This window comes from Acetobacterium wieringae, from assembly GCF_026646375.1.
Classification (GTDB): domain Bacteria; phylum Bacillota; class Clostridia; order Eubacteriales; family Eubacteriaceae; genus Acetobacterium; species Acetobacterium wieringae_A.
Genome location: NZ_JAIPPU010000001.1, coordinates 71,183 through 96,150 on the forward strand (window position 1 = coordinate 71,183; position 24,968 = coordinate 96,150).

The following is a 24,968-nucleotide window of genomic DNA, read 5'->3' on the forward strand; positions in this document are numbered from 1 at the left end:
TTGTCTCAAAATTAAAAACACAGGAGAAAATCATGGCACATAAATTCAATCCGATCAATAAAAACAAACTGGATAATGAATGGCGACGAGAAAATTTGCCGCCGGTTGAAACCCTCGAAAAACTGGGCTTGCGGCCTGCTGATGTTTTTGCAGATATTGGCTGTGGGATTGGCTATTTTACGATTCCGGCTGCCAAGATGATTGGTGATAACAGTGCCTATGCCCTGGATACCTCCCCGGAAATGCTGGCAGAGGTTGTACAGCGTAGCGAGGCTGCGGGTTTGAAAAATATCAAGACTGTAAAAACCGAAGAACTGGATCTGTTGATTCCTGATGAAGCGGTTTCTTTTGCACTATTGGTCAATGTGATCCACGAAATTGTTGATAAGAATCAGTTTCTGGAAGAAATTAGCAGGATTTTAAAACCCGGAGGCAAACTGGCGATTGTTGATTGGGAAAAAGCGCAGACCGAAATGGGACCACCGATTGATCACCGGATTGCAAAAGAGGATGTCGTTGCGATGCTGGAGGAAATTGGTTTTGATTACCAGGAAACCCAATCGTTCACCAATAATTTCTATGGACTGGTTATGGTGAAGCATCACTAATGCGAGGTAATTGCGAAAGTCCTGTGAGTTTTAAGCTTGGTTTCGCACGAATAAAATTTGTTTGATTTTTTAGTTTTGTAAATAACCAATTTATCATGTAGCTGAAAGGAAATGTGATGGAAAAAGAGAAGATTGCGATTATCGAAAATGACCAGTTCGCCAAACTGGTTGGGCTGGAACTGGTCAAGGTTGAGCAGGGATATGCCGAAGTCAGAATGGAAATCAAGGAAAAACACCTCAATGGGGTTGGGATTGTTCAGGGGGGTGCCATCTTTACTCTGGCTGATTTTGCTTTTGCGGCGGCAGCCAACGCCGGAAGAACAGTAACAGTCGGCATCAATGCCAATATCACCTATTCCAAACCGGCCAAAGGGAAAACGTTGCTGGCTAAAGCTAGCGAAACCTCGGCGAGCCGAAGTCTTTGCAACTATACTGTGGATATTTATGATGAAGACCATGATGTTTTGGTGGCCAAGTTCAATGCCACCGGTTTCATTAAAAATTAGCCATTAATAATCAAAGCCCCACCGTTGATGCAAATTTAGGTCCATCGACAGTGGGTTTGTTTTTTATTGAAGCGCTGAAGATGGTGATGAAAAAGTGGGTTATGAACAGGTGGATTTTGAGACTTGACAGGTTTTATGAAGTGAGCAAAAGTCACAGGGATTTAAATCATTTGTTTCATCGTCCTTGATGACTCCCATGATCCCTGAGATTGACTTGATGGGCATCATTTTCATGCTTGGTGAAAGTTGGACGCCGATATCTTCCGGATTCAATAGTTTAAAAATGGAGCGTTGATTATTCAGTTCGAATTGATGTTGACCTGGATTCCAGACATGTGTTCTTTTTAATTTTAATTCGCTTAATCCATTTGAAATATAATCCTTTAACCAGGACTGTGCATTCTCAATAAAAGAGGTTCCCCAGATATCGAAAAAATACGACTCCAATGAATCGTTTAGTAGTTGAGATTTGGCATCAAAATTTTTGATGCTCGAGACAAAGCAGATGACTTTCTCGGAATTTTCGAGAATTCTGCCAGGCATTTTTCCTGAAAAATGTTCTCCATTTTGTAGAATTACCCGATCTTCCTGGATTGTTGAGAGATCAAAGCTCTGGATTACAATATCGATCTCAAGGTCTTCAGCTAAAAAATCATAGGCATATGTCACAGCCGTGACATATTTTTTCGGAACGTTGGGGCAATCAATGTTCGTATGCTTTTTAAAATAAGTATAAACCTGGGTTAATTCTTCTTTAGGAATCGTAAAGATGTGTTTTTTGGTAAGCATTTTAAAAGAGCTCCCTTCTAAATGGAATCGAGAATAAACATATTTAGGGATTTAATGGTTTTTATTTCATCAGGAGTTAGGGTTAAGCGATCCATAGTGATTTCCTCGTTTTTTAAAGGGGAAGATGACATCAAAAACTTTAATGTAAACGGTGCAATGGGACGATATGAGATACCAAACATCAAGCCCCAGGTTATTGATTGATAGTACAAAGAGTTTAAAATACAAAAACTCATTTTTTCGATCGGATTTGCCTGATTAACAAGGTTGACATAGGTGACCAGATCATATGATTCTACGGAACCTAAATAATAAAAGGAACATTTTTCATAGTTTTCAAAAGAAGGAATGTCCATGTAAAAACTACAACAGAAATCATTTGCATTTGAACTGGGATTAATTGTTAGAAATGATTTTACAATCCGTCGTTTTCGTCCATCGTAAAAATAGAGGTGCATATGTCGCTGTCCTCCGAAAGGGCTGTTTGAATTGCTAGGTAGAGGGAGGGTATCAGTTTGATAGTCGATTAACTGATGAATGCCAATGTTCAAGGCTTGGGCAATTTCATAAAGGGTCTGCAGATCAATCGAGATCTGTCCATTTTCATATTTGGATATGGTGGATTTGCTCTTGCTGATCAAGTCTGAAAATTGTGTTATTGATAAATTCATTTGTTTTCGGTAAAACTTAATTTTTTTACCGACATAAACTGAAATAGATTCCATAGTACCTTTCCTTTCCTGAGAAGAGTTCTTCCTAAAAATGATGGCCAGAAAAAATTGAAGTGCACAATTTTGTTAATTATTAGAATTTCATTATGTGGTATTGTATACAGAATACTAAATCCTGTCAACGCATTAATGATTGCACTTCCTTTACAATTTATAAATACGGTAATTGACTTTAAGGATGAAAAACTGAAAAAGTTTTCGTTTAAATATAATTATAGATTGATATTAGTAAAAATTAAGAATCAAATCAGCAAAAGATTAAAAATTAGAATATAAAAAATCATATTACGAAACTATATTTCCAATAAGATTCTTAATACGAAACTATCTTTGTTTGACATATGCTAACGATTGAGTTAATATTTAAAAAACAAATGAATTAAACGCAGATAATTTTATACGAAATGACAAGGAGGTCACTCTAATTTAACGAATTAGGTGACTTTTTTTGTTTAAGTGTTTTGCATTTGTGAATAGTCAGGATTCAGATATTTCTGAGATCATCAGAGAAGAAACATTGTTTTAGGTAATCAGAGAAGTGGATTAGCCCCCTAATTAAAATTATCTTAGTCATTAAGATGAAACAAACACTTCTCTGAACGTCCTTGAAAAAGAATAAGGTATGATCAAGACAAAGAGGTCTATCAATTTAATTCAAAATTAAATGATGGATCTTTTTTTGTTTAAGAGAAATTCAGGAAGGAATCCCAAAGGATTGTGAAAAACTTATTGTTTCAGTCGTTTAATTTTAGCCACAAGCATGATCAATAAAAAAACGCACACAAGTAAAGGAGAAAAACATGTCAAAAATCACAGAGTTAGCTGTAGTAGTCGAAGAAGGAAGAATTGACGATGTCGTCGCAGCCGTAGAGGCTGCATTGGAAGAAGGAAATGCGCCAATGGACATTTTAAATGCCGGATTGATTGATCCCATTAATGTACTGGGTGAAAAATTCCGACTGGGCGAGGTTTATGTACCCGAGCTGTTGATTTCATCAAAGGCGATGAAAATGGGTGTTGATCGGATTAAACCGCTGCTGGCAGCTGGAGATGTAAAAGTATTGGGAAAAGCCGTCTTCTGCACCGTGGAAGGTGATATGCATGATATCGGCAAAAACCTGGTCGTGCTGCTGCTTGAAAGTGCCGGTTTTGAAGTCATTGATTTGGGTATGGATGTGGAACCAGATGATATTGTCGAAGCGATTCAGGAAAATGATGATGTTCAGATCCTGGGAATGTCGGCGATGTTGACAACAACCATGTATGCCATGAAAGAGACAATTGAAGCACTGGAAGAAGCCGGACTTCGGGATCGGGTCAAGGTTTTAATCGGCGGAGCGCCGGTCAATCAGATTTTTGCCGACCAGATAGGGGCAGACGGATATACCACCAATGCACCATCAGCCGTTGAGTTGTGTAAAAAATTGGTTGTTGCTTAGTTATCGAAACTGGAAAATAGGAAGGGTAAATTATGAAAGAATTTAACACACGATTTATGGGCGCACGAGGCGTATCTTTTCTGACACGGGAAGAAATGGAAAAAATTCATAGCTGCACATTAGAGCTGCTGCAAGAAGTTGGCGTTGAAGTACAACACAAAGGTGCGATCGAATTATTAAAAAAAGCCGGATGCGTCGTTAATAAAAAGCGGGTATCGATGCCACCTGGTTTAGTCGAATGGGCGATAAAACAGGCTCCGTCACGGATTTTACTCTATGACCGTGGTGGTGAATTTGCGATGGATGTCAGTGGCAAAAACTCGTATTATGGAGTCGGATCCGCTTGTCCGAACATCGTTGACAGCTTTACCGGTGAAATCAGACTCTGTAATGAGGAAGATAATAAAAATTGTGTCAAAGTAGCGGATGCGATGCCGTATATTGATTATATGATGTCAATGGCTCAGGTTTATGGGCATCAGAAAAGCTCCTATGAGCATGAGTATGCGGCGATGATCCGTTATAGCTCCAAGCCCCAGGTGGTAATTACGGCTGATCTGGAATCGACTAAGAATGTGGTTGAAATGGCTTCGGTTGTCAGAGGTGGAATGGACGAGCTGGTTAAAAAACCAATGTTTATTCTTTATTGTGAACCAACTTCCCCACTTGTCTGCACTAAAGAATCGGTTGAAAAGGTAATGTACATGGCTGAAAGTAATCTGCCGGTTTTATATGCACCAATTCCGATGAATGGTGCGACGGGACCAATGACCTGTGCCGGTTCGTTGATCCAGGCGAATGCGGAATGTCTGGCCGGCCTGGTTATTGCCCAGGTTACCAGACCAGGAGCCCCATTCCTGTATGGGGCGATTATTACCAACATGGATATGAAGAGTCTCCAGCCGACCTATGCATCCCCAGAAACGATGATGGAATCTTTAGCGATGTCTGAAATGGGTTGCGATTTCTATCAACTGCCAACATGGGGAACAGCGGGCTGTACCAGCTCTAAACTACCGGATGAACAGGCTGTTTTAGAAGGAACTCAATATATTACACTGGCCGGTTTATCAGGCGCCAATGTTATTCATGATGTCGGTTATACGGCGTTTGGTCTGGCATTCTCGTTGGATCTGGTGGTCATGATGAATGATGTTATCGGCCGGGTAAGACGCCTGTTTGACGGCATCAATATGACATCAGAATATCTGTGTATGAATGACTTAAAAGAGGTGGGTCCCAAAGGTCATTATCTCGGTCAAACTTCGACGCGAAAATATAACAGCGAAATGTGGGAATCTGAAATAGAAGACCGAAACGAATATGATCGTTGGCGGGATCTGGGTTCAAAAACAATGGGTCAGCGGGCCAATGAGATGGTTAGAAATATCATTGAAAACGGCGAACTGAACATGTTACCAAAAGAGTTGGATGACAAAGTCGTGGCGATTCTGGAAGCCGCGGATGCAAGAGAACGAGAGCTGGAACTATAATCGACAGAATGATAAACCGGAAATCATTACAATGGCGTGATGATTTTCGGTTATACAGAAAAGGAAGGAAATTAAATGGCCATCGAAGGAATCAAATCCTATTATTCTGCTAATAAGGCAAAATATACAACAATCACTGAAGAAGAGTGCGAAGTAATTATCGAAGCAACTTTAGAAATTATGGAGACCGCAGAACAGATAATTGGGGAAAAAAGAACGCTGGAAATTTTGGAAAAAGCTGGTTGCCCAGTAAATGGAAAAAAGGTAACCATTCCCCGGGCGCTGGTTCTTAAAGCAATTGAAACAGCTCCCAGCTCGTTTACCCTGTATAACCGAAATGGGGAGCCGGCGATGGAGATTGGCGGAACCAACAGTTATTTTGGTCTGGGCCCGACAAATCCCTATTTCTGTGATTTTGAGTCAGAAGAACGACGGACATCCGTCTCCGATGATACAAAAAAATGCATGATCGTGGCAGATGCTTTGCCGAATATCGATTTTGTTATGTCATTGTCCGGTTCAAATGACGGGCCGGCAAATAATGCCGAAGTTATGGAAATGAAGATGATGCTCCAGAATACAACCAAACCGATTATTGGCTGGGGAAATTCGCCTGAAGGAATCGCAGAGATCATTGAAATGTGCGGTGCAGTTGCCGGAAGTGTGGAAGCATTTAAGGAAAAGCCGTTTGTGGGAATTTACGTTGGAGATCCAGTGACCCCGTTAACGCATCCCAAAGATTCGTTGGAAAAGCTGTTGTATTGTTGCGAAAATAATATTCCCGCAATTTATCTTTCAGATTCCCAATTGGGAACATTAACCCCGGTTACCCTTGCCGGATCGGTTGTTGTCGGGCTGGCGGAAGTGCTTACCGGACTGGTAATCAGTCAGTTGGTCAATGAAGGCTGTATTTATGTGGGGGGAGTGATTAACCTCAGTGTGGACATGAAGCCCGTTAATGTTTGTTATGGCAGCCCGGAGTTTTGTCTGGGTAATGGTGCCTGCTATGATGTCCTTCATTACCTGAATCTTCCCATCTGGGGAACGGCTAATATTACTGATTCTAAATTTGTGGATGAACAGGCGGCAATCGAAGGCTCGATGACCAGTCTGACCTCCTGTCTCAATGGTGCTCATCTGATTCATGATGCAGGCTTTATTGAAGGGGCGATGTCGGCAGCACTGGAACAGATTGTCATGAACAATGAGATTATCAGCTATGCCCGACGGGTCAGAGAAGGCATGGTGATTAATGAAGAAACACTGGCTCTGGACTTAATCCGTAGCGTCGGTGCTGGGGGGACCTTTATTACAGAGATGCACACCCTGAAAAATTTCAGAAAAGTATGGGAATCAACCTTGTTTGATCACACAATCTATGATCCAGCAATTAAACCGACCCGAATGTATCAACGGATGAAAGATCGGGTTGCCAGTATTCTAGCGACTCATAAGCCTCAGCCGTTGGAACCGGAGACCATTGAAAAAATTGAAAAGATCTATCAGTCATCATTAGAACGCATCAGCAAAGGTAAGAAAAAATAAAAAACAAAATCGAAATAATGCTCAAAACAGATAACGCACATTATCTTAAATAACTTATTAAGGAGAGTATTATGAATTCGCAAGGAACAGAAAAAAAGAAAACAAATCTTGTTTTTATTGTTTCACTTTTAATCACGCTGGCGATTGTAGCCTGGGGAGTTTTTGCACCAGAGAATTTTGAAACCGTTGGAAATCTGGCTTTTGGGATTTTAACGGGACAGTTTGGCTGGTTTTATACGGCATCTGTCGCAGCATTTTTGCTATTCAGTCTCTGGATCGGGTTTTCCAAATATGGCACTATTCGATTGGGGTCTGATGATTCGAAACCGGAATACAGTACCACTTCCTGGTTTGCGATGCTGTTTTCGGCGGGGATGGGCATCGGACTGATTTTCTGGGGCGTGGCCGAGCCACTCAATCACTATTTGAGCCCATTGTATGTTGAACCCGGAACTGGAGCAGCAGCCGAGTTTGCCATTGAAAAATCATTTTTACACTGGGCACTGCATCCCTGGGCCTGTTTTGCGGTAATGGCATTAGCCTTGGCATTTATGCAGTTTCGAAAAAATAAAAAAGGCCAAATCAGCAGTATTTTCATACCGCTTGTTGGTGAAGAGAAGGTTAATGGCTGGTTTGGTAAAACCATTGATGTATTGGCTATTTTTGCCACCGTTGCTGGGGTTGCCACTTCACTGGGGTTGGGCACCATGCAGATTAATAGTGGCCTTAATTACCTGTTTGGGGTGCCGGAGTCAAAAACGGTTCAGATCGCGATTATTGTAATTGTAACCTGTTTGTTTATCCTCTCTGCCGTTTCCGGGATTGGTCGTGGCATTAAAATTCTTTCAAACACAAATATGGTTTTGGCCGGAGTGATTGTTGTCATTGCATTTTTGGTTGGACCAAAGGTTATGGCATTAGGTTTTTTTACTGAGGGAATTGGTAATTATTTCCAGAATATTATTGGACAGACCTTTGCCATAGGAGCCTTTGGTGAATCGGAATGGTATGGTGGATGGACCGTTTTCTACTGGGCATGGTGGATTGCCTGGGCACCATTTGTCGGTTCGTTTATTGCCAGAATTTCCAAAGGTCGAACAATTCGCGAGTTTGTGGCTGGTGTTTTACTGGTGCCATCCCTATTAACCTTCGTTTGGTTTTCTGTCTTTGGGAGCATGGGGATCAACCTGGGGCCAGAAATTGCCGCAGAAGCGATCAGTACAACGTCAACTGCATGCTTTGTCGTATTTAGCCACTATCCACTGGGAATCCTACTTTCGTTGATCACCCTTGTATTGGTTTGTACCTTCTTTATTACCTCGGCAGACTCCGCAACCTTTGTATTGGGTGTATTCAGCTCCGATGGAAATCTGGATCCTTCCAATAGGATTAAGGTAGTTTGGGGATTGCTCGAGTCAGCGCTGGCATTGGTGTTATTGGTTGGAACCGAAAACGGCTTATCGATGTTGCAGAGCATTTCGATTGTTGGGGCCTTCCCATTTGCGTTTGTTATGATCGGGGCGATTTTTGCGCTGGTTAAGCTGGTGCGAACAGATTCCAGTTATGAGGAAGCTACTGAGAATGGAAGTGTTACAGATTTGAAAGATCCGGGTCTACCCGAATTGGAGAGTGAATTAGCGAAACTGAATCAATCAATCGTAATCACAGAAGAATAGAATACAAAATAGCGCATTATTTCGATTTGCAAAAGTCCAGGATTCCTGGGCTTTTGTGGCGTTTTAAAATTCAGTGATATTAACAAAAAAAGTTTCGTTTAAATATAATTACGCATAAAAATTTCGAAATACAACCTTTTTGATCAAAAAATTATAGGATTGCATACAAAAAACGAACACTCTAAAGAAACAAGAGCCAGTGAATATTTCCTATAACGAAACTAAACCGATTTGACCCAATGTCTGTAAATATGTAAAATAATACCAACTTAATAAGTTATTCCAAGCTATTTGGAAAAGACAAAGAAGTCTGAATTCAACGATTTGTTGGGTCGACTTCTTTTTTATTGATCACATGCTTAAAATTAAAAAACTCACACAAGTAAAAGGAGAAAAACATGTCAAAAATCACAGAGTTAGCTGTAGTAGTCGAAGAAGGAAGAATTGACGATGTCGTCGCAGCCGTAGAGGCTGCATTGGAAGAAGGAAATGCGCCAATGGACATTTTAAATGCCGGATTGATTGATCCCATTAATGTACTGGGTGAAAAATTCCGACTGGGCGAGGTTTATGTACCCGAGCTGTTGATTTCATCAAAGGCGATGAAAATGGGTGTTGATCGGATTAAACCGCTGCTGGCAGCTGGAGATGTAAAAGTATTGGGAAAAGCCGTCTTCTGCACCGTGGAAGGTGATATGCATGATATCGGCAAAAACCTGGTCGTGCTGCTGCTTGAAAGTGCCGGTTTTGAAGTCATTGATTTGGGTATGGATGTGGAACCAGATGATATTGTCGAAGCGATTCAGGAAAATGATGATGTTCAGATCCTGGGAATGTCGGCGATGTTGACAACAACCATGTATGCCATGAAAGAAACGATTGAAGCACTGGAAGAAGCCGGACTTCGGGACCGGGTCAAGGTTTTAATCGGCGGTGCGCCAGTTAATCAGATCTTTGCTGACCAGATTGGGGCAGACGGGTATACCACCAATGCACCATCAGCCGTTGAGTTGTGTAAAAAACTCGTGGTTGCGTAAGAATTTAGAGATAGAGAAGAAAGGACTAATATGGATCGTTCAAATTACAATAATGTATTAAAATGCGGCTCACCTCTTCGTTTTTTAAATGAAGATGAAATGAAAGAAATTCATACTTCCACACTTGAAATTTTGCAGGAAGTGGGTAGCGTCATCCAGCATGAAGGTGCCCGGGAGATGCTTAAAAAAGCCGGTTGTACGGTAAAAGGAAAAACTGTTTATTTTCCTCATGGCCTGGTTGAATGGGCGATAAAACAGGCACCCTCACATATTCATGTTTATGACCGGGATGGCGATGTAGCCATGGATCTCGGCGGCAGAAAAGCGTACTTTGGCACCGGCTCAGACTGTCCGACATTACTGGATGTTTACACCGGAGAACATCGAAACTTCACCACCAAAGACATGGAAGATGGTGCAAAAATTATTGATGCCCTGCCACAAATGGACTTTTTAATGTGTTGCGGGCTGATGTACGATTACCCGGTGACTTCTTATGAACATGAATATTCAATCATGGTTCGTAATTCGACAAAACCACAAGTTGTTACGGCTGCAGATCGTGAATCGATCAGCAATATCACAAAAATGGCTGTGGCAATTCGTGGTAGCATGGAAGAACTAGCCAGAAAACCATTGTTTTTAATGTATAATGAACCGAACTCACCATTGATTCACACCTTTGAAGCGGTGGATAAACTGATCTATTGCTCAGAAAATCAGATTCCGACCAACTATTCGCCTTGTATGATGCCAGGTGCAACCGGACCAATTACCAATGCCGGTGCGTTGATTCAGGGAAATGCCGAATGTCTGGCTGGACTGGTTATCCATCAGTTAGCTCACCCCGGTTCTCCGATCGTATTTGGTGGGGGCATGTATAACATGGATTTAAAATGTATGCAGCCTACCTATTGTTCCCCAGAAGCAATTGTTAACAACATTACCTTAGCTCAGATTGCCCGCGATTTATATGAATTGCCAACATGGGGCTTCACGGGTTGTTCAGGAAGTAAAGTGTTTGATGCGCAGGCGACAATGGAAGCATCTGAATTTATTTTCTCAATTGGTTATGCCGGGGTTAACTTAAATCATGATGTTGGGTACTTAAACTATGGATTAACCTTCTCGTTTGAATTACTGGTATCCTGTAACGAAACCATCAGCCAGATGCGTCGAATTTTCGATGGGGTACAGATGGATAAAGATCATATGGCAATGGATATCATTAAAGCAGTTGGGCCAAAAGGACATTATTTAAGTGAACCACACACCCTGAAATACAATAAAGAAATGTGGAAACCGGATCTGACTGATCGTGCTGATTTCGAAGGTTGGAAAAATGCTGGCGCAACTACATATGAACAACGCGTAAAAGCACGTACGATCGATATTATTGAAAATTATGTTCCAAAAGCGTTAACACCAGAACAAGATGCAGCGATTGATGCCATTTTAGCGGAAGTCGATGCAGCAGCAGAACAAAAAACAAAAAAATAATATAAAAAACCACACCAAAAAACCGGTACAACGGCGTGCCTCATCATCGTACCGGTTTTTTTTGCGCAGATTTAAGAAAAGGACAGAGAAATGAAAATTGGAATTGGAATTGATACTGGCGGCACCTGTACCGATGTTGTTGCTTATAATTTTGAGAACGAATCGATTATCGCCTATGGAAAAACCTTAACGACCAAAGAAGACTTGTCAATCGGAATCGGAAAAGCACTGGATAAATTACCGCGGGAGTGTGTTGAACAGGCGGAAGTCATTGCTTTATCAACAACCCTGGCCACCAATGCCTGTGTCGAAAATAAGGGTGGACGAGCGAAACTGGTATTATTTGGTATTGAAAAAGAGACGGTATCAAAGGTCGGTGAGAATTATGGCTTGACGATGGATGATAGTCTTTACTTCATAGGAAGTAAAACCAAACCAACCGGAAAGATTGTCGAAGCACCGGATTGGGATGCGTTTGAAGAAAAACTGAATGAAAATTTCGAATCCTGCGATGCAGTGGGCATTGTGGAAATGTATGCCAAAAAAACAGGTGCCCAGTTTGAAAAAAAAGCACACAAGATGATAAAGGACAGCTTGAATATTCCTTCAGTCTGCGGTTATGAACTATTCTCCGAAAACAATATTGTCAAGCGGGGCGCAAGTGCGATGTTAAACGCGCGCCTTATTCCAGTGATTGAAGAATTTCTAAGCTCTGTGGAAAAAGCGCTGGCAGAGCGAAAAATTGAAGCGCCGTTTGTGATTGTTCGCAGCGATGGCAGTCTGATGACTGAAAAATTCACAGCGACTCGGCCGGTTGAAACCCTTCTATGTGGACCGGTTGCCAGTGTAATGGGAGCTGTCCAGCTTTCCCGGGAAGAAAATGCGATGATCATCGATATGGGGGGAACCACAACGGATATTGCTTTTGTCAAAGAAGGGACACCCCAGCGCGTTAAAACGGGGGTGCGAATTGGTAAATGGGATACCTTTGTCAAAGGTCTCTTTGTCGATACCTTTGGTTTGGGCGGTGACAGTGGTGTCATTATCAATGATGGTAAACTGATGCTGGAAAACGAAAAAGTGATGCCGCTATGCATCGCAGCCAAAAAGTATCCGGAGTTGGTCAATTATTTGGATAAGGAAAACCAAAGCCGAGCCCTTCATCGGAATCAGCAAAAAGATATTTATCTGGGGCTAAAAGACATCAGCGAACGTTCTGGATACTCACATCAGGAAAAAGAAATTGCAGCAAATCTGTACCACAATCCCATGAGTCTGGCAGCTTTAGGCAAGAAAATGGAGACGATCATTCTTCTTTCTCAAATCGAGCGGATGGTCAGAGAAGGGGTTTTAATACGATGTGGGGTGACCCCTACTGATGTGATGCATATCCGGGGCGATTTTGAAAAATATAATCGCGATGCAGCCCAGTATGGCGTCAATATCATGGCTCGGACACTGGGTTTCACGCCAGATGACTTGTGTGAAGCGATCTATGATGCAGTTAAGCAAAAACTATATTTTAATATCGTACGAATCATGATTGAAGATGCGTTCCCTGAGATCAGAGAAACGGGTTTGGGAACGCAGCTTGAAAGCATTATTCATAATAACTACACCCGGGCAAAAGAAGGCGGCGGTCATACGGAATTCTTTGGTTGCCGCATATCCACCCCGTCAGCCCTTATTGGTGTCGGCGCACCCACCCATATTTTCCTGGAAGACGTGGCCGAAATGTTGGGAACCAAGGCATATGCTTCGGAACATTCAAAGGTAGCCAATGCCCTGGGGGCGATCATTGGTAAGGTCAGTGCAATGGTCAATATTGACTTGTCATATAATCAGGAGACCGATGATTATGTGGTATATGGCGGAGGGGAACGACAATTCTTTAAAGACCTGGAACAGGGAAAAGCTTTTGCCAGGGCGCTGGCTGAAGAAAAGGCCAGGGAAGAAGCATTGAACCGCGGTGCAGACGAAAATCTGACACTGCATAGTAAAGATGAAGAAATGGTGGCAGAAACTGAATTCGGGTCCCTGTATATGGGCTATAAAGTAAGTGCTACAGCAAGTGGTAATCTAAAACTGCGATAATAATTTTTAAATCAGCGAATAGCTAAATGGAGGAAAAAATGGGAAAAGAAACAATTCTAAAAACATTAAGACACGAAAAAACAGATGAGGTGGCATGGGTGCCGTTTACAGGGGTTCACGCCGCTTTTATGAAAGGTTATACCGCAACAGAAATTCTTACTGATGGCGATAAACTTTTTGATGCACTAATGAACGTGCACAAGCTTTATACCCCTGACGGGATGCCTATTGTGTTTGATCTTCAGATTGAAGCGGAAATACTGGGTTGCAAGCTGATGTGGTCGGATGAGAACCCGCCATCGGTTGTAAAGCATCCGCTGCGAAAAACAAAAGAAATTCCGTGTAAATGCCAGATTCCCAAGAAAACGGATGGTCGGATTCCGATGATCATGGAAGTTTGTGAACGGGTAAAAAAAGCAGTTGGCGATGATACCGCCCTTTATGGATTGCTTTGTGGCCCGGTCACGCTGGCTTCTCATCTGCGAGGAACGGATTTCTTTATGGATATTATTTCGGATCCAACCTATACCGAAGAACTGGTTGCATTCTGTGCCGAAGTTAATATAGCCTTGGCAAAATATTATGTTGAAGCGGGCATGGATGTCATTGCCGTGGTCGATCCGATTATCAGTCAGATTTCACCATCTGCCATTGAAGCGCATTTTCTGTCTTCTTTCCAGGCGATTTTCGACGAAATTCGCAACATGGGCGTATTGAGCTGTCTATTTGTTTGTGGCGATGCAACGAACCAGATGGATGTCATGGCACGATCACGGGCTGATGGGATTTCCATCGATGAAAATGTCAATATTGTCGAAGCCAAGAAAATCACGGATCAATATAATGTGACGATTTGCGGGAATATTCCTTTAACCACAGTGATGCTTTTTGGTAATCAGTTGGATAACATGAAATATGTGGTGGATATGCTGGATGGTATTGATCATCATAACCTGGTTATCAGCCCGGGTTGCGATATGCCATTTAAAATCCCGGTGGATAACACCATCGCCTGTGTTCAGGCAATTAAACATACTGATGAATCCAGAGAAATGGTTAAAAATCATGAAACGGCCGGTTCGCTGATGGATATTGAATTACCAGATTATCAGGCGCTGACGAAACCTTTTGTAGAACTGTTTACCCTGGATGCCGATACCTGCGCAGCCTGTACGTATATGGTAAATGCCGTAAAAGATGTTAAAGAAATTATGGGCAATGATTTTGATATGGCAGAATATAAATACAACATTAAAGAAGATATTGCCCGTACTCAAAAAATGGGTGTTCAGCATCTTCCTTCCATTTATATCAATGGTGAAGTGCGGTGGTCTTCAATCATTCCGCCTCGTGAAGAATTGATTGCTGCAATCAAGGAATTAATGTAGTAGAACAAATAAAATGAATGGATACACAAATCTAAACTAGTTCGGTTGAAGAATTTGAGAGAGACTGGAAACAGCGCCGAAGGTGAAATGCGAAAACTCTCAGGCAAAAGGATCAGATTTGGACGAAACTCTGGAGAACAACGGTGTACCGAAGAAGCAACCATAAGCAGTGGGAATCTTTCAGGTAAAAGGACAGAGGCAAAATTGATTGCGGTCAATTCATAAAATAATGGAGGAACAAAAATGGAACGAAAAACCCCTTTATACGACAAGCACAAACAGCATCATGGAAATATGGTTCCTTTTGCTGGATACCTTTTACCTGAACAATATGAACAAGGCGTTATTGAAGAACATATGGCCGTTCGAACGAAGGCCGGGCTGTTTGATGTATCCCACATGGGCGAAGTGACCTGTCAAGGAAAAGATGCCCTTAAAAATCTGAATCAGATCATGACCAATGATTTTACCGATATGGTTGTCGGACAGGCCCGCTATACCCCAATGTGTCATGAAAATGGTGGCATGGTGGATGATTTGATTGTTTACAAGCGCAGTGAAGATGACTATTACATTGTTGTCAATGCGGCGAATAAAGATAAGGATTTTAATTGGATGGTCGCCCATCAATTTGGTGCGGTTGAATTTAAAGATATTTCCCAATCAGTGGCCCAGCTGGCCATTCAGGGCCCTTTGGCGCCAGCTATCCTTGCTAAACTAACAGACGCTCAATACATTCCGCAAAAATATTATCATGCGGTCTTTGATTGTCTGGTGTCTGGGATTCCCTGTATCGTTTCATGGACTGGCTATACCGGAGAAAATGGCTATGAAATTTTCACAGCTGCAGAGGATGGTCCTAAAATGTGGGATGCTTTACTGGAAGCTGGGCAGCCAGAAGGCTTAATCCCCTGTGGTTTGGCGGCTAGAGATACCCTACGGCTGGAAGCCGCCATGCCGCTTTATGGTCATGAAATGGATGATACAGTCGATCCGCTGGAGGCTAGTCTGAGTTTTGCTGTAAAAATGACAAAGGAAGATTTTATTGGTAAAAAAGCCATTATGGAAAAGGGTGATCCGGCAATTAAGCGGGTAGGGTTGAAGGTAGTTGGCCGAGGGATTGTCCGGGAGCAGCAACGTGTTTTGCTCGATGGAGTCGAAGTGGGGCATACTACCTCCGGTACCCATTGTCCCTATTTAGGCTATCCCATTGCAATGGCCTTGTTAGATAGTTCCTGTACTCAGATCGGAACAAAAGTTGAAGTGGAAGTACGCAATAAAAAAGTGGTCGCAGAAATTGTAGCCCTGCCTTTTTATAAAAAGGGCCAGGCATTAACCGTTTAGGAGGAGAAAAAATGAATATATTAAATGATCGGCTTTATGCAAAATCCCATGAATGGATTAAATTTGAAGATGACGGTACTGCAGCCATTGGTATTTCTGATTTTGCCCAGCATGCAATGGGCGGCATTGTTTTTGTGGAACTCCCGGAAATTGGCGATTTGCTGGAAATTGGAAAAGGCTTTGCAGAGGTGGAATCGGTCAAATCCGTCGCAGATATCTATGCTCCAGTTGGCGGCGTAGTTCGGGAAATTAATGAAGAGCTGCTGGACTCACCAGAATTGATCAATAAAGATCCCTATGGGATGTGGTTAGTTAAACTGGAAGCTATTACCGAAAAAGGGGAATTGCTGGAAGCTGCAATTTATGAACAAGTCATCGAAACGGAAGAGCACTAAGCAACTGATCTGAGGAGGAAAATTAATGGGGAACTATATACCAGTTACTGAGAACGAAAAAAAGGAAATGTTGCGAGCGATTGGGATTGATTCAATCGATACCCTTTTTGGTCAAATACCGGAGGAAATGATCATTAAAGATGGTCTTAACTTGCCGGAAGGAATGTCTGAGACGCAGATCCATAAAAAAATGACAGCTATGGCTGAGAAAAATCAGGTTTTTAAATCCCTTTTTCGGGGAGCCGGCGCTTATCAACACTATATTCCATCGATTGTGAAGTCAATTACCGGTAAAGAAGCTTTTTTGACCGCATACACCCCTTATCAGGCAGAGGTCAGTCAGGGCATTCTTCAGACCATCTTTGAATACCAGACGATGATGTGCGAATTAACCGGTTTGGACGATTCCAATGCATCGGTTTATGATGGCGCAACGGCAGCCGCAGAAGCAATTGCGATGTGTAAAATGCGAAAAAAAAATAAGGCATTGGTATCGGCGACAGTAAATCCGGGGGTTATTGATACCATCAAAACCTATTGTCATGGAAATGGCATGGAAGTAGTGGTGATTCCGGAAAAAAATGGGGAAACCGATATCGAATGGATGGAAAAACAATTGGATGATGGGGTTGCCTGTCTATATCTTCAACAGCCCAACTATTTTGGAATCATCGAAGCAGCTGAGGAGATTGGACAACGGGTTCATGCAGCAAATGGAAAATTGATTATGGGGGTTAATCCCATTGCCATGGCAGTTCTGAAAACACCAGCTGAATGTCAGGCCGACATTGCCGTCGGTGAAGGTCAACCATTGGGGATGCCCTTGGGTTTTGGCGGACCCTTTCTGGGGTTTATGACCTGTAAAGCCGATATGACGAGAAAATTACCAGGCAGAATAGTTGGAGAAACCACCGATCTGGAAGGAAAACAGGCTTTTGTACTAACGTTGCAGGCTCGGGAACAGCATATCCGCCGGGAAAAGGCGTCCAGTAATATCTGTTCCAACCAGGCCTTGTGTGCGATGACAGCTGCAGTTTATCTGAGCGCAGTAGGGCCCAAGGGTCTTAAGGAAGTGGCAAAACAGAGCATGTCAAAAGCAGTCTATCTAAAAACACGGCTGGCAGAAATCGGCTATGATACGGTTTATGACAAACCTTTCTTTAATGAATTTGTCACGGAGGACAAGGGCAAAGCAGAAGAAATCATGGGAGTATTGACCGAGAATGGTATTCTTGGCGGTTTACCCTTAACCGGAGAACACACCGGTCAAATTCTCTGGTGCTGCACGGAGGTGAATAGTAAAGATGAGATCGATGCACTGATCCAAATTCTCAAGGAGGTATAAAGTTGAGTTTGATTTTTGAAAAAAGCATCCAGGGACGGGGCTTAACCATTTTTGAGGCATGTGATGTGCCGATCATAGAATTGCCAGTAGCGCAAAGTCGAAAAATAGACTTGCATCTGCCAGAGCTTTCTGAAAATGATATCAGTCGGCACTATACTGAACTGGAGAAAAAAACCCACGGTGTTAATGATGGTTTCTATCCCCTGGGGTCATGCACCATGAAATATAATCCCCGAATCAATGAAGAAATTGCCGGGTTATCCGGTTTTACCAACATTCATCCGTTGCAGCCGGAAGCCACGGTTCAAGGGTGTCTGGAAGTATTGAAAACGGCAGAAAACTGTTTGTGTGAAATTACCGGAATGGATGCTGTTTCGATGCAGCCAGCGGCCGGTGCGCATGGCGAATTTGCTGGATTAATGTTAATTAAGGCGTATCACGAAAACCGGGGTGATTTAAAACGAACAAAAATAATTGTCCCGGATTCAGCCCATGGTACCAATCCGGCCAGTGCCACCATGGCTGGATTTGAAGTGATCAGTATCACTTCGTTAGCTGATGGCTGTGTTGATCTGGAAAAACTAAAAGCAGTGGTAGGTGAGGATACTGCCGGACTGATGCTCACAAATCCGAATACGGTGGGGTTGTTTGATAAAAATATTCTGGAAATTACAAAGATTGTCCATCAGGCTGGAGGACTGAACTATTACGATGGGGCAAATCTTAATGCGATTATGGGAATCGTCCGACCCGGAGATATGGGCTTCGACGTGATCCATGTCAACTTGCATAAAACCTTTTCAACGCCTCATGGTGGCGGTGGACCGGGATCCGGACCGGTGGGTTGTAAAAGCCGATTGGCAGCATATTTACCGGGATTGATGGTTACCGGGGAAGAATCCTTTGCATTTTTTAAGCCGGAAAAAACCATTGGTAATATGAAAAATTTTTACGGAAATTTTTTGGTTGTGGTCAAGGCATTGACCTATATGTTAACCCTGGGCAAGTCAGGGATTCCAGAGGCCAGCCGACATGCAGTGTTAAATGCCAACTACATGATGGCAAAATTAGCTGATTGCTACGATATGGCCTATGAGGATCACTGCATGCATGAGTTTGTAATGAGTCTGTCACAGTTAAAAAAAGAGACCGGCATTTCAGCCATGGATATTGCAAAAGGATTATTGGATAATGATATTCATCCGCCCACCATGTATTTTCCGTTGATTGTTGAAGAGGCCTTGATGGTTGAACCCACTGAAACAGAGTCCAAGGAAGTTTTGGATCATGCCATCAGTATCCTGAAACGTTTACTCACTCAATCTCATGAAAATGCTGAGGCATTACATCAGGCACCCATCAAAACTGCGGTTCGACGTCTGGATGAATTGAATGCTGCCAGAAACCCAAAACTGCGATATTTATTTTAAATGCGACAAAATACCTGAGAACCTCCTTTTGGATTAATTGACAAAAAGTGGTTCTCTTGTTCAAATACAGGAGATGCGACAATGAGAATACTGTTCCATCCGGGGGAAAAATCAATCGATGTCCCCCCCAATATCACTTTACTGGAAGCCGCTGCCGCTGCTGGCGTGCTTATTGATGGCAGCTGCAATGGATCGGGAACCTGTGGAAAATGCAAGGTGCGGGTTGTTCAAGGAAAAACCGAAGGTTTGGATACCGCTGAGAAGAAAATTTTGACCGTTGAAGAAGTTGAGGTTGGATTCCGACTGGCTTGTAAGACACTGGTAAAAACTGATATGGTTGTCGATGTGCCGTTAATCCATGGCGGAACCGGCAGAAAAAAAGATTTAACCCAATTGCCGGTCGGCTTCAAATCGGATATTCGGTTGTTGAAACGCCATGTCAAAGTCAGAAAAGCGACGATGAAGTATCAGAAGAATGATCTGAAACGGCTCGAAGAATCCCTTGACGTTGAAAAGCTGACGATTGATTCCCGGCTCTTACCGCAACTTCATCCAATGTTACAGGAAAAAAAGGGCGAAGTAACAGCAGTACTGAGAAACGACCTGCTGATTGCTCTGGAGGCTGGTAATACCGAGGAGCATCATTATGGCCTGGCTTTTGATATTGGCACCACTACGGTTGTTGCCTTACTCTGGAATCTCAACACCGGAGAACTGCTTGATGTTGAGGCCAGGACGAATCCGCAGAGCAATTTTGGGGCAGATGTAATAACACGGATTCAGTTTACAAAAGAAGGGGAAGGGAATCTGCTGTTTATGCAGAAAAAGATCATCCAGTGCTTTAATGAGATGATTCAGGCCTTCAGCATTAAAAATGAGATCACAGCGGAAACTATTTATGATGTGACTGTAGTAGGGAATACAACCATGAGCCATCTTTTCCAGGGCGTTGATCCTGAATCACTGGCTCGGACACCATTTGCGCCAGTTTATTGTCAAGGTGTTAACGGATTGGCAAAAGATTATGGTTTGGGTATTAATCCTCTTGCTAATGTTTACGTTCTGCCAAACATTGCCGGACATGTGGGATCGGATATTGTTGCAGGGATGTTGGCGACGGATATCAAAAAGCTAAAAGGCATCACCCTAGCCATTGACATTGGGACTAACGGCGAGGTATCTTTTATACATGACGGCAAAATACTGGTTTGTTCAACGGCCGCTGGCCCGGCCTTTGAAGGAGCCAGCATTCATCACGGGATCCGGGCGGCAGAAGGTGCCATTGAACGTGTGAAAATAAAAGATGGTAAGATTATTCTTAAAATCATCGATGGGGATAAGCCAGTCGGAATTTGTGGATCAGGACTGATTGACGCGGTTGCAGAATTGTTAAATGTCAATATAATCACAAAAAATGGCCGGATTATTACTACGGAAGAGGCCATAGAAGCGGGAATTGAAAAAGAACTCTGTGATCGACTGATCAAATCGGATCTGGGGATGGCTTTCGTTCTTTATCAGAGCAATGGTCGAACCATTCTGATCAATCAGAGTGATATTCGTGAGGTTCAATTGGCAAAGGCGGCAATGCTGGCGGGGATGTGTACCCTGGTTAAACACAATGGCTTTTCAATGGATGACGTTGATCGAATTCTGATTGCGGGTGCCTTTGGCAACTACATTGACAAGCAGAGTGCGCTAAGAATTGGATTGCTTCCAGATATCGGAATTGATAAAATTTACAGCGTTGGTAATGCCGCCGGTTCCGGGGCCAGTATGGCCCTGTTATCGATGCAGTCCCGGAAGGAGGCCGAACTACTGGCTAGTTCAGCCACCCATATTGAACTGTCAATGAATCCTGACTTTCAGGATGAATATTTAATGGCCATGCGGTTTTAGCTGGCAGGATTCTAGGTGAACTATTCCCAAGGTTGTTTTATAATGACCCCAAAAGGTGTTTATTAAAGAAAGGAAAAATCAATGAGTGAGAACGCCCAAAAAGTTTTTAATGTGCTGAACCAACTGGAAATAGACTATCAGGTTATCAATCATCCACCGGTTTACACCTGTGAGGAGCTTGAGCAATATATCGGGGGACTGGAAGGTGCCCATTGCAAAAATTTACTGCTAAGAAATAAAAAGGGAAATCGTCATTTTCTGGTGATCTTGGAAGAATCCAAACAAGTGGATATAAAGAGTTTTGGTAAGAGCATTGATGTCAGTAATCTGAGCTTTGCATCTGAGGAGCGACTTCAAAAACATCTGGGGGTTTCGACCGGAGCGGTTTCGGTTTTTGGGGTAATCAATAATGAAGCTCACGATGTGGAAGTCTTTATTGACGAAGCCATGATGAAGCACGCCATGATCAACTGCCATCCCAATGATAATACAGCCACCATCAATTTTACTACTGCCGGCTTAAAAAAGTTTTTGGATCAGTGTGGCAACCCTGTGAACTTCGTAAAGATATAGATCGATGAACGATTATTTGGATTTTGAAATAGAAATTGATCGGCAGAAAATATTTAATCGATTGGATCTTTATGAAGGCGCAGCCCAATATGATTATTATTTAAATAGCTATGAGGAATTGCTGCCGGAATTTAAAATGCTGGTAAGGCCTGAGGGGTATTACCAACTGAAGACCAATATCCTGGGAAAAGATTTTCATCAGGATTTCGATTCGCCGACCCATGTGGTTTTTTGCCTGATCACTCTGGGAGATGCGGTTAGTAAAAGAAGCACGGAACTGTTTTGCGAAAATGATTCATTTAAAGGACTGTTACTTGATGCCATGGCCAATCAACTTTTATTTGACTCTAGTGAGCGCTTTTATGGGCGTATTCGGGATGATGTTCATCAGAAAAGAGGCTATGGGCTGACTCGTCGTTACTCTCCGGGCGATGAAGGGATTTGTCTATCCTATCAGAAAAAAATTTTGGACAATTTAGATGAGATCATGAAACAGAAGATTGAAATTACCAAGAAATATATGTATAAACCTTCGAAAACGCTGGGATATGTTTATGGTGCGGATCAGACTCTGGAATGCAGCATAAATGATCACGATTGCCGACAGTGTCAGCAAAAAACATGCAGTTTTCGAAAAAGAATCAACTAAGAGGTGAAGGAATGTTCCCAACGAATGATTTACCAGGTCGTAATCCGCAGAAGAATATGAAGCTTATTCTTTTGACGGGGTTTTTAGGTTCCGGAAAAACCACTCTGCTCAAAAGATTGTTAAAAGAATTTGAAGATACAAAAATTGGTGTCCTGATGAATGAATTCGGAGAAACCAGTATTGATGGACAATTGATCCAAACTGAGGAGTTTGATCTGATTGAGCTAACGAATGGTTCTATTTTTTGCGCTTGTCTGAAGGAGAACTTCATTAAAGGAATGGCAGAATTTTTAACGCGGGATCTGGAAATTGTCTTCGTCGAATCATCAGGCGTTGCTGATCCGTCTAATATGGGTGTGGTTTTAGAAACCGTAACTAAGATTTCAGGGGCTTCCTACGATTATGCTGGATCACTTTGTATTGTCGATGGCCTTTATTTTTTGAAGCAGTTTGATGTTATTCCGGCCTTAGAAAAGCAGATTGCATACGCCAGTTCTGTGATTATCAATAAGGCAGATCTGCAAACACCGGCAGTGTTGATGGAGATCGAAGAAAAAATTAGAAAAATTAATGTGGATGTCAGCATTTATCAAACCTCATTTTGCAATGTACCGATTCGGGAAATGGTTTTAGGGATGAATGAAAAACAAATTGTAGCCCAGCCATCGACAAATACCTGGGAATCCCGGCCAAAAACGAAAATATTAAAAACTGAAGCGATCCTGGATTTTGAAAAATTCAATGGTTTTCTTCAGGAAATTAAGTATTCAACCCACCGGATCAAAGGATTTGTCCGAACAACCCAAGGTGTATTTGAGGTCAGCTGTGTCAATGACTTTGCGGTGATGAATCCTTGGAATCAGCCAATTGACGAAACTGAAGTGGTTTTTATTTCTTCAGTAGGAATTAAGATGACTAGTGATCTTCTGAAGTTTTGGAAGATGTTTTTTGGTGAGACGGCTTTCAAAATTTAAGAAAAATTAATAAAAGCATTCAAAGCACAAAATTTTGTGATCTAAGTGAAACGAAAGGGATGGTTAAAATGAAAATTACCATTATCGGCGGTGGTCCAGGCGGCTATGAAGCTGCCATTATGGCAGCTAAATTAGGGGCAGAGGTGACCGTTGTTGAAAAAAATAAGGTTGGCGGAACCTGTCTGAATGTGGGGTGTATTCCGACCAAAGCATTACTGGCATCGGCAGAAGTTTTGACAACTTCATTGGAAGCCGAGAAGTTTGGGGTTTTTAACGATAAGACAGTCGTTGATCCAGCGCAAATCATCGAACGAAAAGATAAGTTGGTATCCGGTTTAGTCAAGGGAATTGAATTTCTTTTTGAGTCAAACGGTGTAAATTTGATTCAGGGTGTTGGCAAACTGATCGACTCGAAAACGGTAGAAGTAAAGCGTGACGATGGTGGATCTGAAACACTGGTAAGTGATAAAATCTTATTGGCGACCGGCTCAGTTCCCGTCTGTCCGGAAATGTTTCATTATGACGGCAAGAAAGTAATTACCAGTACTGAGGCGCTCGCGTTAAAAACGCCACCAAAATCAATGATTGTCATCGGGGGTGGCGTTATCGGGTGCGAACTGGGGCAATTTTTTAGCCGAATGGGAAGTCAGATAACGATATTGGAAATGGCTGAGCAAATTTTGAGTTATGAGGATGAGAGCGTTGCAAAGCAACTGTTACGACAATTTAAACGGGAAAAAATAAAAGTTTTGACTGCCACCAGTGTCACCGATGTGAACGTTCAGGATAACGGAATTGCAGTAACCCTGTCAAGTGGCAAAACATTGGAAGCAGAAATGATTTTGCTTTCAATCGGACGAGCGAGCTTTTCAAAAGAACTTAACCTGGATGCATTAGGGATTAACATGGATTCAAAGGGACAGATTGAAGTTGATGAGTTGCTGGAAACCAATGTCAAAGGGATTTATGCTGTAGGAGATCTTATCAATACGCCGTATTTGGCTCATGTCGCCTCGAAAGAAGGCATTATTGCTGCTGAAAACATGTTGGGTAAAAATAAAACCGCTGTTCATAAAGCGATCCCCCGATGTGTATATACCGATCCCCAGGTAGCAGCGGTGGGGTTAAATGAAAAAGAAGCCCAGCAAAGGGGCATTATTTATAAAACCGGCAGTTTTGACTTCAGATCATTGGGGAAAGCGCAAATTATCGGAAAAATCCAGGGCCAGGTTAAAATTATTGTCGATGAAAAAGACGTAATTATTGGCGCTTCGATTGTCGGGCCGGAGGCGACCGACCTTTTGGCAGAGTTAACGATGGCGGTTCACTTTGAGTTGACGGCAGAAGAACTGGGTGATGTGATCCACCCACACCCAACGCTGTCAGAAGCGATCATGGAAGCCCTGCACGATGTTCACGAGATGTCAATTAATAAAGTTTAGTTAAGGTTATGAATCATTAAAATAGCATACATATTTACATGAAAGATGAACCATCTTAGTCTCAAATCCCAGTATACAAAAGAACCATTATTTTAAATAACGCACACGGGC

The 24,968-nt window shown here is 42.4% G+C and carries 20 protein-coding genes, 1 pseudogene and 1 riboswitch; of the genes and pseudogenes, 19 read left to right on the forward strand and 2 right to left on the reverse strand.

The window, feature by feature from the left end:
* Window positions 1-32: 32 nt before the first annotated feature.
* Window positions 33-608, forward strand: coding sequence for a class I SAM-dependent methyltransferase (locus tag Q7P33_RS00335; protein ID WP_303866165.1), 576 nt, complete (start codon window positions 33-35; stop codon window positions 606-608).
* Window positions 609-724: 116 nt separating this feature from the next.
* Window positions 725-1,114, forward strand: a complete 390-nt coding sequence (locus tag Q7P33_RS00340; RefSeq protein WP_303866168.1) for a PaaI family thioesterase — start codon at window positions 725-727, stop codon at window positions 1,112-1,114.
* A 99-nt stretch (window positions 1,115-1,213) separates the two neighbouring features.
* On the opposite strand, the gene Q7P33_RS00345 is transcribed toward Q7P33_RS00340, so the two are convergent.
* Window positions 1,214-1,903 (reverse strand): vitamin B12 dependent-methionine synthase activation domain-containing protein, encoded by a 690-nt coding sequence (locus tag Q7P33_RS00345; RefSeq protein ID WP_303866171.1) that lies wholly within the window; start codon window positions 1,901-1,903, stop codon window positions 1,214-1,216.
* A gap of 17 nt (window positions 1,904-1,920) precedes the next feature.
* The gene (locus Q7P33_RS00350) at window positions 1,921-2,628 is read right to left on the reverse strand and encodes a helix-turn-helix domain-containing protein (RefSeq protein WP_303866173.1); all 708 of its coding nucleotides are present in this window, start codon (window positions 2,626-2,628) and stop codon (window positions 1,921-1,923) included.
* Between the two features lie 806 nt (window positions 2,629-3,434).
* Between Q7P33_RS00350 and Q7P33_RS00355 the strand changes: the two genes are divergently transcribed.
* The 17 genes and pseudogenes from Q7P33_RS00355 (at window position 3,435) to lpdA (ending at window position 24,857) form a co-directional block, all read left to right on the forward strand.
* Window positions 3,435-4,073: a B12-binding domain-containing protein gene (locus tag Q7P33_RS00355; RefSeq protein ID WP_070370939.1), complete on the forward strand. Its 639-nt coding sequence runs from the start codon at window positions 3,435-3,437 to the stop codon at window positions 4,071-4,073.
* Window positions 4,074-4,105: 32 nt separating this feature from the next.
* Window positions 4,106-5,566, forward strand: coding sequence for a trimethylamine methyltransferase family protein (locus tag Q7P33_RS00360; protein WP_303866180.1), 1,461 nt, complete (start codon window positions 4,106-4,108; stop codon window positions 5,564-5,566).
* Window positions 5,567-5,641: 75 nt separating this feature from the next.
* Window positions 5,642-7,111 carry a trimethylamine methyltransferase family protein gene (locus Q7P33_RS00365; RefSeq protein WP_303866183.1) on the forward strand — a complete coding sequence of 490 codons (1,470 nt, stop codon included), beginning with the start codon at window positions 5,642-5,644 and terminating at the stop codon, window positions 7,109-7,111.
* A 71-nt stretch (window positions 7,112-7,182) separates the two neighbouring features.
* The gene (locus Q7P33_RS00370) at window positions 7,183-8,787 is read left to right on the forward strand and encodes a BCCT family transporter (protein ID WP_303866185.1); all 1,605 of its coding nucleotides are present in this window, start codon (window positions 7,183-7,185) and stop codon (window positions 8,785-8,787) included.
* Between the two features lie 398 nt (window positions 8,788-9,185).
* Entirely contained in the window at window positions 9,186-9,824 is a 639-nt protein-coding gene (locus Q7P33_RS00375) for a B12-binding domain-containing protein (RefSeq protein WP_070370939.1), read from the forward strand.
* Between the two features lie 27 nt (window positions 9,825-9,851).
* Window positions 9,852-11,324, forward strand: a pseudogene (locus Q7P33_RS00380) (trimethylamine methyltransferase family protein); the annotation flags it as partial.
* Window positions 11,325-11,414: 90 nt separating this feature from the next.
* Window positions 11,415-13,418: a hydantoinase/oxoprolinase family protein gene (locus tag Q7P33_RS00385; RefSeq protein WP_303866187.1), complete on the forward strand. Its 2,004-nt coding sequence runs from the start codon at window positions 11,415-11,417 to the stop codon at window positions 13,416-13,418.
* Between the two features lie 38 nt (window positions 13,419-13,456).
* The gene (locus Q7P33_RS00390; protein WP_303866189.1) at window positions 13,457-14,806 is read left to right on the forward strand and encodes a uroporphyrinogen decarboxylase family protein; all 1,350 of its coding nucleotides are present in this window, start codon (window positions 13,457-13,459) and stop codon (window positions 14,804-14,806) included.
* Window positions 14,807-14,851: 45 nt separating this feature from the next.
* Window positions 14,852-14,931: riboswitch (glycine riboswitch) on the forward strand.
* A gap of 118 nt (window positions 14,932-15,049) precedes the next feature.
* Window positions 15,050-16,150, forward strand: a complete 1,101-nt coding sequence (gcvT, locus tag Q7P33_RS00395) for a glycine cleavage system aminomethyltransferase GcvT (RefSeq protein WP_303866191.1) — start codon at window positions 15,050-15,052, stop codon at window positions 16,148-16,150.
* An 11-nt stretch (window positions 16,151-16,161) separates the two neighbouring features.
* Entirely contained in the window at window positions 16,162-16,545 is a 384-nt protein-coding gene (gene gcvH, locus Q7P33_RS00400; RefSeq protein WP_303866193.1) for a glycine cleavage system protein GcvH, read from the forward strand.
* Between the two features lie 25 nt (window positions 16,546-16,570).
* Window positions 16,571-17,890: an aminomethyl-transferring glycine dehydrogenase subunit GcvPA gene (gcvPA, locus tag Q7P33_RS00405; RefSeq protein ID WP_303866196.1), complete on the forward strand. Its 1,320-nt coding sequence runs from the start codon at window positions 16,571-16,573 to the stop codon at window positions 17,888-17,890.
* Window positions 17,891-17,892: 2 nt separating this feature from the next.
* Complete coding sequence (gene gcvPB / locus Q7P33_RS00410) at window positions 17,893-19,320, forward strand: aminomethyl-transferring glycine dehydrogenase subunit GcvPB (protein WP_303866199.1); 1,428 nt, start codon at window positions 17,893-17,895, stop codon at window positions 19,318-19,320.
* Window positions 19,321-19,401: 81 nt separating this feature from the next.
* The gene (locus tag Q7P33_RS00415) at window positions 19,402-21,219 is read left to right on the forward strand and encodes an ASKHA domain-containing protein (protein ID WP_303866200.1); all 1,818 of its coding nucleotides are present in this window, start codon (window positions 19,402-19,404) and stop codon (window positions 21,217-21,219) included.
* A gap of 81 nt (window positions 21,220-21,300) precedes the next feature.
* On the forward strand, window positions 21,301-21,792 hold the full coding sequence (locus tag Q7P33_RS00420) for a prolyl-tRNA synthetase associated domain-containing protein (RefSeq protein WP_303866202.1): 492 nt from the start codon (window positions 21,301-21,303) through the stop codon (window positions 21,790-21,792).
* 4 nt (window positions 21,793-21,796) lie between these two features.
* The gene (locus Q7P33_RS00425) at window positions 21,797-22,441 is read left to right on the forward strand and encodes a 5-methyltetrahydrofolate--homocysteine methyltransferase (RefSeq protein ID WP_303866204.1); all 645 of its coding nucleotides are present in this window, start codon (window positions 21,797-21,799) and stop codon (window positions 22,439-22,441) included.
* An 11-nt stretch (window positions 22,442-22,452) separates the two neighbouring features.
* Entirely contained in the window at window positions 22,453-23,415 is a 963-nt protein-coding gene (locus tag Q7P33_RS00430) for a GTP-binding protein (protein WP_303866207.1), read from the forward strand.
* A 17-nt stretch (window positions 23,416-23,432) separates the two neighbouring features.
* Entirely contained in the window at window positions 23,433-24,857 is a 1,425-nt protein-coding gene (gene lpdA, locus Q7P33_RS00435) for a dihydrolipoyl dehydrogenase (protein ID WP_303866811.1), read from the forward strand.
* Window positions 24,858-24,968 lie beyond the last annotated feature (111 nt).